Consider the following 12,146-nt stretch of genomic DNA (forward strand, 5'->3'; position numbering starts at 1 on the left):
CTTTCGCATCTGGGGAGGACCAATGATCAGGCGTAGGTGGCGGATTCGCCACGTGGTGGTGGCGCTGGCCGTGGCGGTGGGAGCCGTGGTGGCGGTGCCGAGCGCGCCGGCCGCGCTGGCCGACGCGGCGGGCCGGGGCGGCGACTATGTGCCGCTGACGAACATGGCCCGCGTGCTCAACACGCTGAACGGGACCGGCACCACCAAGGGGCAGCGTGGCCCCCAGAGCATCACGCCGTTCCAAGTGCTCGGGGTGGGTGGCGTGCCCACCACCAACGTCAAGGCGGTGTTCGTCAACATCACCACCAAGGCGCCGACCGAGGTCACCTTCCTGACGCTGTTCCGGAGCGAGCTGGCGACCCGGCCCGGCGTCCAGCACGTCAACGTGGCGGCGGGCGACAACCTGTCCAACTCGGCGATCGTCGAGGTCGGCGCGGACGGGAAGCTGAAGCTCTACAACAGCGTCGGCAAGATCGACGTGATCGTCGACGTGCTCGGCTACTTCACCACGATCACCGGCGCCGCCGGGCCGGGCGGCTTCGTGCCTGTGCCGTCCACCCCCACCGTGCTGAGCACCGCGGCCGGCATCGGCGTGCCGTCGCCGGGCCTGGTCCCGGCCGGCGGCACCATCTCGGTCAACCTGCTCGGCGGCGTGGTGCCGGCCGGGTCGACGGCGGTCTTCCTCGACCTGCAGACCAACCGGGCCACGGCCGACGGCTGGATCGGCGCCAGGCCGACCGGCGGCAGCGGTGAGCACGCCGTGCTGGCCCACGAGAACGGCACCACCGCCCATGGCGTGATGGTCCGGCTCGCCGCGGACGGGCGGGCCGACTTCCGGAACGGGGGCACCGGCGAGGTCGCCCTGCTGGCCCGGCTGCTGGGCTACGTCACCAGCGTGAACACCGCCGGGGCGGGCTACCGGCCGCTGGTCAAGCGGGTCACCGACCAGACCGTGGCAGCCGGCGCGACCGTCGACCTGCCGATCGGCGGCACGTTCGGCCTGCCGGTCCGGAACATCGCCGGCGTCGCGCTCAACTTCACCGCGCAGAGCAACACCGAGAACGGCTACTTCAAGGCGTACGGCCTGGGCGCGGCCGAGCCGAACAGCTCGATCGCCAACTGGAACGCCGATCGCACCCGGTCGGCGCTGGCCGTCGTCAAGCCGGGCACGGACGGCAAGATCCGGGTGAAGAACAACTCCACCGGTTCGGTCCGGCTGATCCTCGACCTCCAGGGCTGGTTCGCCGAACCGATCACGCCGCTGCCGATCGCGCAGTACGCGCCGACCGCGGTGCTCCAGCCGCCGGGCTCCGGGACGTCGCTCGGGACGATCGAGTACGCGTACGTCGACAACATCGGTGTGACCCGGCTCGGTCACCAGACCGACCCGGACAACTTCCTGTCGCTCCAGTGGACCGCGGCCCCGGCCACGGCCGATCCGCACACCGGGCCGCCGGCCATCGCCGCGTACGCCGACGGCCGGGTCCAGGTCATCGCGCAGAACACCGCGGGCGCCTACTGGACGGCCGGCCAGACCGCCAAGGGCGGGGCCACCTTCGACCCCTGGACCGGCATCGGCGGTTCGCTGGCCTCGCCGCCGACGCTGGTCACGCTGTCCACCGGCCCGGTCGGGCTGGGCGTCGACGCGGACGGCGCCCTGTGGCACTACCGGGTCGTCACCGGCACCACCTCGTACTGGCGCAAGCTGGTCGACCAGGACCTGGCCGGACCGGTCACCGCGGTTCCGGTCGCGCAGGGCCAGCAGCTGTTCGCCCGGGACACCTCCGGCGCGGTCCGTACCGCCCTGTACGCCACCGACGGCGCGATGGGCGCCTGGACCAACCTCGGCGGCGACGTGACCGGCCGCCCGGCCGTGGTCGTCTCCCCGGGCTCGCGGCTGCGGGTCTTCGTCCGGGCGGCCGACGGCAGCGTCCGGACCAAGGGGCAGGACCTCGCCGGGGGCTGGGCCTCCGACTGGGCCACGATCGGCACGTTCACCGCGGCCGGGGCGCCGGCCGCGATCCTCGACCCGGTGCTCGGCCGCACCGCGCTGGTCGTCCGGGGCGCCGACAACGAGCTGTACGAAACGTGGGAGACCGCCGCGGGCTCGGCGGCCTGGGAGGACTGGAAGCGGCTGAACCCGGATGCCTCCGATCCGGCGGCCGGTGAGCCGACGATCGCCCCGCTGCAGAATGGATCGGGGCAGACGTGGGTGATCGTTTTCCGTAACATCAACGACGCTCAACGTCTCTACCGGCGCCAGGAGATCACCTCCGGGGCGCTGAAGGGACGGGCCGCGACGCCCGGCTTCACGGGGCACACCCTGCCCGCGCCGCCGGTCGGCCGCTGACGTCTTTGCTGTCCGGGGGAGCGGGTCGTGCGCGGCGTGCTCCCCCGGATCACACGGGGGAGGAACGTAGGAATGACGAGGCATCGGTGGCGACTCCGCCACGTGTTACTGGCGCTGGTGGTGGCCGCCGGGGCGGTGGTGGCGCTGCCCGCGGCGCGGCCCGCCCGGGCGGATGACTCCGGCAAGGGCGGCGACTACGTCGCGCTGTCGACCGGCATGGGACGCGTGCTGAACACGCTGACCGGGGTCGGCACCACCAAGGGCGTACGCGGCCCGGCCAGCACCACCCAGTTCCAGGTGCTCGGCGTGGCCGGGGTGCCCACCACCAACGTGCGGGCGGTCATGGTCAACGTGACCACGAAGGCGCCGACCGCGGCCACCTGGCTGACCCTGTGGAAGGGTGACGTGACGGCCCGGCCGGGCGTCGCGACCGTCAACGTCGCCGCCGCCGACAACCTGTCGAACTCGGCCATCGTCGAGGCCGGCGCCAACGGCAAGCTCAATCTCTACAACAACGCCGGCAACATCGACGTCCTGGTCGACGTGCTCGGCTACTACACCGCGGTCCGCGGCGCGAGCGGGCCGGGCGGCTTCGTACCCGTCATCGGCAACCCGACCGTGCTGAACGCGACCGGCATCGCGTCCAACGCCAGCCGGACGGTCAACCTGCTCGGCGGCGTCGTGCCGGCCGGCTCACCCGCGGTCTTCGTCGACCTGCAGGTCGCGTCGGCCACCGCGGAGGGCTGGGTCGGCACCACGCCCACCGGGGGCAGCGGCGAGACCGCCAACCTCGCCTTCGACACCGGCACGACGTCGTCCGGCACGATGGTCCGGCTCGCCGCGGACGGGCGGATCAACCTGGTCAACCACAGCGCCGGCACGATGAACGTGCTGATCCGGCTGCTCGGCTACCAGACCGGCCTCAGCGTCACCGGCGCCGGGCTGCGGCCGCTGGTCAAGCGCCTGATCGACACCACGCTGCCGGCCAACGGGACGGTCGACGTCCCGGTCGGCGGCACCAACGGCCTGCCGACCCGGGGAATCGCCGGCCTGGCGCTGAACTTCGAGGCCAACAGCCCGGCCCAGAACGGCTACTTCAAGTCGTGGGGGATCGGCAACACCGAGCCGGGCAGCTCGGTGTCGACGTGGAACGCCGGCAAGGCCCGGGCCGGTCTGGCCATCATCCGGCCGGGGACCGACGGCAAGATCAGGGTCAAGAGCGTCTCCACCGGTACGGTGCGCCTGATCGTCGACCTGCAGGGCTGGTTCGCCGAGTCGCTGCCGCCGCTGCCGATCGCCCAGAACTCGCCGACCTCGGTCATCCAACCGGCCAACCCGAGCGGGACGCCGGGCATGATCGAGTACGCCCACGTGGACAACAACGGCGTGCTGCGGCTCGGCCACCAGGCCGACCCGGACGACTTCGGCACCGTGACGTGGAGCGCGGCGCCGGCGACCGAGGAGCCGTACGCGGGGCAGCCGGGCGTGAACGCGTACCCGGACGGCCGGATCCAGGTGACCGTGCCGAACGTGCTGGGCAACTACTGGGTGGCCAGCCAGACCGCGGTCGGCGCGGCGACCTTCAACCCGTGGGGCAACGGCGGCGGCACGATGGACTTCCCGCCGACCCCGGTCGGCCTGTCCAACGGCGTCAACGTCAGCTTCGGCGTCGACGACAACGGGGCGCTGTGGCACCTGCGGCTGGTCACCGGCACCACCTCGTACTGGCGCAACCTCGGTGACCAGGACCTGGCCGGCTCGGTGACCGCGGTTCCGGTCACCGGCGGCCAGCAGTTGTTCGCGCGGGATTGGTCCGGTGCGGTGCGTACGGTCCGGTACGCCGACGACGGCACGATCGGCGCCTGGACCACGATCGGCGCCGCGGGTGTCGAGGACAAGCCGGCCGCGCTGCTGTCCGGCTCCCGCCCGCGGGTGTTCGTGCGGGCCGGTGACGGCAGCATCCTGACCAAGATCCAGGACGCCGCCGGAACCTGGCCGGCCGCCTGGCAGACCGTGGGCACGTTCGCCGCGGCGGGCGCGCCGGTGGCCATCGTCGACCCCGCCTCCGGCCTGACCGCGGTGGTGGCCCGGGGCGCCGACAACCAGATCCACCGGGTCTTCGAGACCGGGCCGGAATCGGGTTCGTGGGGCGACTGGGTGCCGCTCGACCCGACCGGCTCCGACCTGTCGGCCACCGACCCGGCCATCGCCCCGATCAGCAACAGCTCCGGCTCGACCTGGGCGATCGTCTTCCGCGACGGCGACGACGCCACCCGCGTCTACCTGCGTGAGGTGTCGGGAGCCGGCAAGAAGGCGGCGACGGCGACCTTCGCGGCGCACACACTTCCGGCGCCGAAGGCGGACTGACCGGAGGAATCAGGGGTGCGAAGGCCGCCGGGGGCCCACCGGCGGCCTTCTCTCCTCCCCAACTGTCCACATAGATCGATCGGGGGATCGGGCGAGATGAGACGAGTACGGGCGATCACGGTCGCGGCGGCTCTGCTGCTGTCGACCATCGGGTACGCGCTGACACCGGCGACGCCGGCCGCGGCCGCGCCGGCCATCGACGCGCTGGACGGCGCCGTGGTCTCGGTGGAGTCGGTCGAACCGGGGCGGATGGACCTCTTCACCCGGGGACCGGACAGCGCCCTGCACCAGAAGACCTTCGTGAACGGCGCCTGGACCGGCTGGAACGACCTGGGCGGCTCGATCAGCTCGGCGCCGTCGGCCGTGTCCTGGGGCGCGGGGCGGCTCGACGTCTTCGCCCGGAGCACCTCGAACACGCTGGTCCAGCGAACCTGGACGAGCGCCGGCGGCTGGGCCGACTGGGCCGACCTCGGCGGCGTCCTGACCTCGGCGCCGTCGGCCGCCTCGTGGGGGCCGGGGCACCTCGACGTGTTCATCCGGGGGGCGAGCAACTCGGTCCAGCACAAGTGGTACCTGGACAACGGCTGGTCCGGCTGGGCCGACCTGGGCGGATCGTCCACCTCGGCGCCGGCCGCGGCCTCGTACCAGAACGGGCACGTCGAGGTGTTCGTCCGCGGAACCGACAACGCGCTCTGGCACGCCTGGTTCCTGAACGGCGCCTGGAGCACCTTCGGCAGCATGGGCGGCACCCTGGCCTCGGCGCCCGGCGTGACGTCGTGGGGCGCCGGCCACCTGGACGTCTTCGTCCGCGGCCAGAACAACCAGCTCGAACACCGCTACTACTCGGGTGGCAACTGGTCCACCTGGATCTCGCTGGGCGGCGGCACGGGTTCCGCGCCCACCGCCACCTCCAAGAACCCCAGCCAGCTCGACACGTTCAGCGTGAGCCCGTCCGGCGAGCTCCAGCAGAAGTCGTTCGGACCGGGGGACTGGCCGGCCACCTGGACCCCGGTCGGCGAGTTCGCCCAGCAACTGACCACCCCGAGGTACGCGCGTACGGTCGCCTTCCAGGGCGCGCCCGCGGGCACCGCGCTCAAACCGATCACCTACGCGTACGTGGACAACCTCGGTCGCCTGCGCACCGGCGTGCAGCGCAACCCGGACGTCTTCACCGACGTGACGTTCACGGTGATCGCCGGCAACGAGGCCTTCAGCGGGGTGCCGGCGCTGGGCGAGCAGGAGGACCGGAAGACCGTCCTCGCCGGCCTGAACACCGACGGCGACGTGTGGACCTGGAAGCAGGCGAACGCCGACACCCCGGGGTTCGGCCCGGTGGCCGACGCCGGTGGCTGGGTCACCGCCGCCCCGGCGATCGGCCGGCTCGGCGACGGGCGGGTCGTGCTGTTCGCGGTCGGCCGTGACGGCCGGCTGTGGGCCAAGACCCAGACCGCGAACAACAGCGCCACGTACGGCGACTGGATCGATCTCGGCGACGCCGACCTGGCCGGCGTGCCGACCGTGGCGGCCGGCCGGTCCGGTGTCCGGCTCTTCGCCACCGACACCGCGGGCGTGCTCAAGACCGCGGACTTCGGCGGCACCCTGTCGGGGTGGACGACGATCAGCGACGCCGGGGTCAGTGGCCCGGCCGCGGTGGTCTACCCGGGCTTCCGGACGCGGGTCTTCGTCCGGGCGGCGGACGGGACGATCCAGTCCAAGTTCCAGAACGCGGACGGCACCTGGCCGGCCGCCTGGGGCGCGGTCGGCACGTTCGTGGCGGCCGGGGCGCCGGCGGCGATCCTCGACCCGGGGCTCGGCCGGACCGCGGTCGTCGCCCGGGGCGCCGACAACGAGATCTACCGGGTGTTCGAAACCGGCCAGGGCACCGGGACCTGGGGTGACTGGGAGCGGCTGAGCCCCGACATCCCCGACCCGGCGGCCACCGACCCGACCGTCGCGCCGATCACCAACGGGTCCGGCGAGTCCTGGATCATCGTGTTCCGCAACCTCAACGACGTCACCCGGGTCTACACCCGGCAGGCGCCGCCGACCGCGGCCAAGTCGTCCGCGGCCCCGGCCGGTTTCACCGGGCGCAGCCTCCCGGCCCCGCCGGCGAGCTGATCCGGGGGCCGGCTGGGCGTCCGTTCACCGGCCGCCCAGCCGGCCCAGGATCAGCGAAGAACCGCCGGTCACGTCTCGGCGAGAGCCTCCACCGGCGTCGCCCGGGCCGCCCGCCGGCCGGGCAGGACCGACGCGAGGACGCCGGCGGCCACGGCCACGACGGTAACCCCGAGGGTCTGCGGCACCGACATGGCGAACTGGATGTTCTCCAGGTTCAGCTGGCCACTGACCGCGTGGTTGCCCACCCAGCCGAAGAACGTCCCGGCGGCAATGCCGGCGGCGGCGCCGGCGAGACTGAGCAGGGCCGCCTCGATGGCGAGCATCCAGCGCAGTTGCCGGCGGTGCAGTCCGAGGGCGCGCAGCAGCGCGGACTCGCGGGTGCGTTCGAGCACCGACAGACCGAGGGTGTTGCCGACGCCGACGAGCGCGATCAGGACCGCCACCGCGAGCAGCATGGTGGTCATGGCCAGCAGCCGGTCCAGGGCCGTGTGGTAGACCAGTTTCGCCGTCAGCCCGCCGCTGACCTCCGCACCGGTGAGGGGTTCGGCGGCGGTGCGCAGCTGCGACCGCAGGTCGGTGATGTCGGCCCCGGGCCGGGCTTTCGCCCACACCGTGCCGACCGGGGCACGGTCGTCGAGGGCCGAGAGGACGCCGGGCGCGACGATCAGCCCGTCGCCGGGTGCCAGGGGATCGCCCCGGACCGGCAGGGTGACCGACCCGGACCGCCCGGTGACGGTGAGCGGACTGCCGTTCCGGATGCCGGCGTCCTCGAGGAGGTCGGGGTCGGCGAGAATGACCCGAGCGGTGATCGGCGGGCGCGGCGCCGACAAGAGGGCCATCGCGTCGGTGCCGGGACTCAGCGCCCGGACGGGCTTCGGTTTCCCGTCGACTCCGATGGTGACCCGCGTCGACCGTACCCCCGTGGCGTCGGCGATCCCGGCGACCGCGGCGATGTCGCCGACCGTGCGGGCCGGCAGCGGGCCGTCGAACATCGACACGGTGACGTCAACGGGGAAGCGGGCGGCGAGATTGCCGTCGGCCGTCGCCTTCATGCTCGCCGCGCCGACCTGGAGGGCGACGACCAGCCCGACGGCGAGCATGAGCGCGGCACCGGTCGCGGCCGCCCGGCCGGGATTGCGCAACGTGTTGTCCGTGGCCAGCCGCGCGGTCGGGCCGGCACGACGCAGGGTCGAGCCCAGACCACGCAGCAGCGCGGGCAGGTACAACCCGATGGCGGAGAGCAGCCCGACGGCGCACACGAACGACCCGGCGATGGACAACGGCAGCGCGAAGGCGGTGTCCGTGAAGCCGAGGCCGATCGCCGCCAGCCCCAGGGCGGCCAGGGCCAGGGGCGCGGTACGGCGGGCGAGCGACGTCCGGCGCCCGGCCGCGTCGCCGGCGACGGTGCGGAGCGCGTCCAGCGGTGCGATCGTGGCCGCCCGTCGTGCCGGCACCAGCACCGACAGCACCGCGATCGCGAGCCCGACGACGGCGACGGCGACGACCTGCCCGGCCGGTACGGTGAACGGCTGGTCCAGCACGGCCGCGATCACGGCCGAGAGCGCCAGGCCCAGCCCGACGCCGAGCAATGACCCGGTGGCGCCGATCGCGGTGGCCTCGACGAGCAGCCCGCGCCGGATCTGGTCGCGTCGGGCGCCGACCGCCCGGAGCAGCCCGATCTGCCGGCGCCGCTGCGCGACCAGGATCAGGAACGTGTTCACGATCATGATGGTGCCGACCAGCAGCGCGATCGCGCCGAACACCAGCAGCAGCAGCTGGAAGATGAACACGCCCTGGGTCCGCTGGGAGATGATGCGCTGGACCATCCCGGAGGACGTCTCCACCCGGCTGCCCGCGGCCACCGCCGCGACCCGTTCGGCGAGCCGCTCCGGCGAGACCGAACCGTCGCCGATGACCAGGATCTCCGTCTGCCCCGACGTGTGGATCGAGTCCGCGGCGGTGTAGAACGACGGAGCGACGAAGGAGCTCAGCGTCAGCCCCGACAGCAGCGAGTCGCCCTGACGGGTGAGGCCGGTGACGGTCAGCGTCGTGGACGAATTCTTGTCGTTGAGCGTGATCCGGTCGCCGACGCCCAGGTTGAGCTGCCGAGCGGTGACGTTGCCGAGGACGATCTCGTCGGCCCCGCCGGGCCAGCGCCCCTCGGCCAGGTCGGTCCAGCGCAGCTTCGGGTTGGCCGGGACCGACTGCTGCTGCACCCAGTCGGAGGTGCCGGTCACCCATCCGCGGGAAAGGAGGCTGAGGTCGGCCGAGGCGACCCCGGCCACGTCCGAGACCCGGGCGGCCAGGCCGGCGCACCCGGCCGGGTCGCCGGCGCCGACGGTGACCACGACGTCGGTCTCGGCGACCCGGGCGATGAGGCTCCGCTCGAACGTCGCCGTCTCGCCCGCGAGGATGGTCACGGAGGCGGTGAGGTAACCGACGCTGATCATGATCGCGACAATGACGGCGACCACGCGGCGCGGGTTGCGCCGCAGTTCGGCGAGCGCGTTGCGGGCCATCGGGTTGCGGGCCATCGGGAAGCGGGCCTGGGGGCCGGCGGTCATGCGGCGAGGCTCCGCATCGCTCCGAGGACCGCGTCCGCCGTGGGGTCGATCAGCTCGTCCACGATCAGACCGTCGCTGAGCAGCAGCGCCCGGTCGGCGTACGAGGCGGCGATCGGGTCGTGGGTCACCATCACGATCGTCTGGCCCAGGTCGCGGCAGGAGCGGCGCAGGAAGTCCAGCAGGGTCGCGGCGGTCCGGGAGTCGAGGGCGCCGGTCGGCTCGTCGGCGAAAAGCACCTCCGGTCCGGTCACCAGGGCCCGCGCGATCGCCACCCGCTGCTGCTGCCCACCGGACAGCTCGGCGGGACGGTGGTCGAGACGGTCGCCGATACCGAGCGAGCCGACGACGGCGGCGAGCCGGGCCGGGTCCGCCGGACGGCCCGCGAGATCCAGCGGCAGCAGGATGTTCTGCACGGCCGTCAACGTCGGGAGCAGGTTGAACGACTGGAACACGAAGCCGATCCGGTCCCGCCGGACCTCGGTCAGCCGCCGGTCGTCGAGCGCGGAGATGTCCTGGTCGCCGATGTACGCGTGGCCGCCGGTGGGCCGGTCCAGCCCGGCCAGGCAGTGCATGAACGTGGACTTCCCGGACCCGGACGGGCCCATGACGGCGGTGAACGTCCCGCGCCCGAAGGTGGCCGTGACGCCGCGCAGCGCGGGGACGGCCGTGTCGCCGGCGCCGTAGGTCTTGGTGAGGTCCCGTGCGGCGGCCGCGGATGTCGTGTCCGGCGGCCGCCGGCGGTCCACGGCGGAGCTGTGTGCGGTCATGAGAATCCTCACTGTCGCTGCTGAATCCGTTGCGTCCCAACGTATGCAGCCGTGGGCAGGAGCAGATCGGTCCATGGTCCGGACCTCGGCACGGCGTCTGCGACCGTGGTCGTAGGGCAGCGAGGTGGTCGGGGGACTACCGGCGGTCCGGTGTGGCCACGCCGGCCTCGAACGCGAAGAGCACCAGGGCGACCCGGTCGCGGCAGTGCAGTTTCGACAGCAGGTTGCCGATGTGGGTCTTCACCGTGGCCTCGGCCATGTGCAGCCGGGCCGCGATCTCGGCGTTGACGGCGCCGGACGCGATCGCCTCGAGCACCTCGGTCTCCCGGGGTGTGAGCAGCCCGAGGCGTTCGTCGGGTGCGGCCGGCCCGCCCGGCAACCGGTCGGCGAAGTGGGCGATCAGCCGCCGGGTCGCGGACGGCGCGAGGACCGAGCCGCCGGCGGCGACGCCGCGGACCGCCGCCAGCAGCTCCTCCTGGCGGACGTCCTTGAGCAGGAACCCGGCCGCGCCGACGCGCAGCGCCTCGAAGACGTACTCGTCCAGATCGAACGTGGTCAGGATGAGCACTCGCGCCGGGTGTCCGAGCTGGGTCAACCGCCTGGTCGCCTCGACGCCGTCCATGACCGGCATCCGGACGTCCATCAGCACCACGTCGGCGTCGACGCCTTCCAGCTTCGTGACGGCTTCCCGGCCGTCGCCGGCCTCACCCACCACGGTCAGGTCGTCCTGCGCCTCGATCATCATCCGCAGTCCGTCCCGGACGAGTCGCTGGTCGTCGACGATGAACGTGCCGAGCGTCATCGGCCCGCCGATCCCGTGGCACGGTGTGTCGGCAGGACCGCGTGCACCTCGAAACCGCCGCCGGAGCGAGGGCCGGCGGTCAGGGTGCCGTCGTGCAGCTGGACCCGCTCGCGCATCGCCGCCAGGCCGGTGCCCCGGCCGCCGACGCGCCGTACCCGTCGTCGCGGACCACGAGGTCGATCGCCCGCTCGCCGATGTCGAGCCGTACGTCGACCGCGGCGCCCGGTCCGGCATGCCGCAGCGCGTTGGTCAGGCTCTCCTGCACCAGGCGGTAGACCGTCATCCCGGCCACCGGGCCGACCTGCCGGCGGTTGCCGGCGACCCGCAGCCGGACCCGGCCGTCGAGCCGCGACACCAGCTCGTCGATGTCGCCGATCCCGGGCGCCGGTCGGTAGCCGCGTTCCGGCCGGCCGGCCGCCGCCGGCCCGTCGCCGCGCAACATCGCGACCAGCTCCCGCAGGTCGTCGAGGGCCTCCCGGGCGGTTTCGGCGACGGTCTCCAGGATCTCCGGGGCCCGCCGCGGGTCCCGCGCCGTCAGCGCCCGGCCGCCCTCGGCCTGGACCGCGATGACCGACAGCGAGTGTGCCACGATGTCGTGGACCTCGCGGGCCATCGCGGTGCGTTCCCCGGCCGCCGCCGCCTGGACGGCACGTTCGTGCTCGGCGAGCTCCAGCCGCCGGCGCTCGGCCCGCTCCTGCTCCCGCTGTGTCTCCCGCTCCTGGCGGTCGTGGTCTCGCCGGCCGGCGATGAACGCGATGACGACGGTCCCGGCGGCCGACACGATGGTCGTCGCCCAGCCGGCCACGGTCGGCTCCTCCGGCCGGTTGGTCAACCAGACCGGCGTCACCACGGCACCGGCCAGCGCGACGACCAGCCCGGCCCGTGCGCAGGCCGTCGTCGACCAGCGGGCGAGGCTGTGCACCATGATCGGCACGGCCACCACCGCCACCGTCGGGCTCTCCTGCGTGACGACATGGACCACCGCCGCGACGGTCAGCGCGGCGAGCGCGACCCAGGGGTATGCCCGGCGGACCACCAGCGGCGCGCACATGCCGAGCACGACGGCCATGGCCACCGGCCTCGGGTACGCGAAGAAGAGGCTGACCGCCGCGACGCCCAGCGCGAGGCCCGCGTCGCGGAGCAGCATGGAGCGGTCAGGAGTACGCATGGCGTCCACC

Annotated in this window: 7 protein-coding genes; 3 read left to right on the forward strand and 4 right to left on the reverse strand. The window is 73.3% G+C overall.

Going from position 1 to position 12,146, the window contains the following annotated elements:
• Window positions 1-22 precede the first annotated feature (22 nt).
• From AB0O15_RS24950 to AB0O15_RS24960, 3 genes are all read left to right on the forward strand, one after another.
• The gene (locus tag AB0O15_RS24950) at window positions 23-2,350 is read left to right on the forward strand and encodes a hypothetical protein (protein WP_364322728.1); all 2,328 of its coding nucleotides are present in this window, start codon (window positions 23-25) and stop codon (window positions 2,348-2,350) included.
• A 72-nt stretch (window positions 2,351-2,422) separates the two neighbouring features.
• Window positions 2,423-4,717: a hypothetical protein gene (locus AB0O15_RS24955; protein WP_364322730.1), complete on the forward strand. Its 2,295-nt coding sequence runs from the start codon at window positions 2,423-2,425 to the stop codon at window positions 4,715-4,717.
• 96 nt (window positions 4,718-4,813) lie between these two features.
• The gene (locus AB0O15_RS24960; RefSeq protein WP_364322734.1) at window positions 4,814-6,835 is read left to right on the forward strand and encodes a hypothetical protein; all 2,022 of its coding nucleotides are present in this window, start codon (window positions 4,814-4,816) and stop codon (window positions 6,833-6,835) included.
• A 68-nt stretch (window positions 6,836-6,903) separates the two neighbouring features.
• Here the strand turns inward: AB0O15_RS24960 and AB0O15_RS24965 are convergent, their stop codons facing one another.
• From AB0O15_RS24965 to AB0O15_RS24980, 4 genes are all read right to left on the reverse strand, one after another.
• The gene (locus AB0O15_RS24965; RefSeq protein ID WP_364322739.1) at window positions 6,904-9,399 is read right to left on the reverse strand and encodes an ABC transporter permease; all 2,496 of its coding nucleotides are present in this window, start codon (window positions 9,397-9,399) and stop codon (window positions 6,904-6,906) included.
• A complete protein-coding gene (locus AB0O15_RS24970; protein ID WP_364322744.1) occupies window positions 9,396-10,166 on the reverse strand; it encodes an ABC transporter ATP-binding protein in 771 nt (256 codons plus the stop codon). Before AB0O15_RS24970 ends, AB0O15_RS24965 begins: the two co-directional genes overlap by 4 nt.
• Window positions 10,167-10,302: 136 nt before the next feature.
• A complete protein-coding gene (locus tag AB0O15_RS24975) occupies window positions 10,303-10,968 on the reverse strand; it encodes a response regulator transcription factor (protein WP_364322748.1) in 666 nt (221 codons plus the stop codon).
• A 79-nt stretch (window positions 10,969-11,047) separates the two neighbouring features.
• On the reverse strand, window positions 11,048-12,136 hold the full coding sequence (locus AB0O15_RS24980) for a histidine kinase (RefSeq protein ID WP_364322752.1): 1,089 nt from the start codon (window positions 12,134-12,136) through the stop codon (window positions 11,048-11,050).
• Window positions 12,137-12,146 lie beyond the last annotated feature (10 nt).

The sequence above is a fragment of the Actinoplanes sp. NPDC089786 genome, from assembly GCF_040684855.1.
Classification (GTDB): Bacteria; Actinomycetota; Actinomycetes; order Mycobacteriales; family Micromonosporaceae; genus Actinoplanes.

What these genes read in the sequence shown, in the direction of transcription:
- AB0O15_RS24950 (WP_364322728.1), top strand. Translation starts at nt 23, where the DNA reads ATGATCAGGCGTAGGTGGCGGATTCGCCACGTGGTGGTGGCGCTGGCC.
- AB0O15_RS24955 (WP_364322730.1), top strand. Translation starts at nt 2,423, where the DNA reads ATGACGAGGCATCGGTGGCGACTCCGCCACGTGTTACTGGCGCTGGTG.
- AB0O15_RS24960 (WP_364322734.1), top strand. Translation starts at nt 4,814, where the DNA reads ATGAGACGAGTACGGGCGATCACGGTCGCGGCGGCTCTGCTGCTGTCG.
- AB0O15_RS24965 (WP_364322739.1), bottom strand. Translation starts at nt 9,399, where the DNA reads ATGACCGCCGGCCCCCAGGCCCGCTTCCCGATGGCCCGCAACCCGATG.
- AB0O15_RS24970 (WP_364322744.1), bottom strand. Translation starts at nt 10,166, where the DNA reads ATGACCGCACACAGCTCCGCCGTGGACCGCCGGCGGCCGCCGGACACG.
- AB0O15_RS24975 (WP_364322748.1), bottom strand. Translation starts at nt 10,968, where the DNA reads ATGACGCTCGGCACGTTCATCGTCGACGACCAGCGACTCGTCCGGGAC.
- AB0O15_RS24980 (WP_364322752.1), bottom strand. Translation starts at nt 12,136, where the DNA reads ATGCGTACTCCTGACCGCTCCATGCTGCTCCGCGACGCGGGCCTCGCG.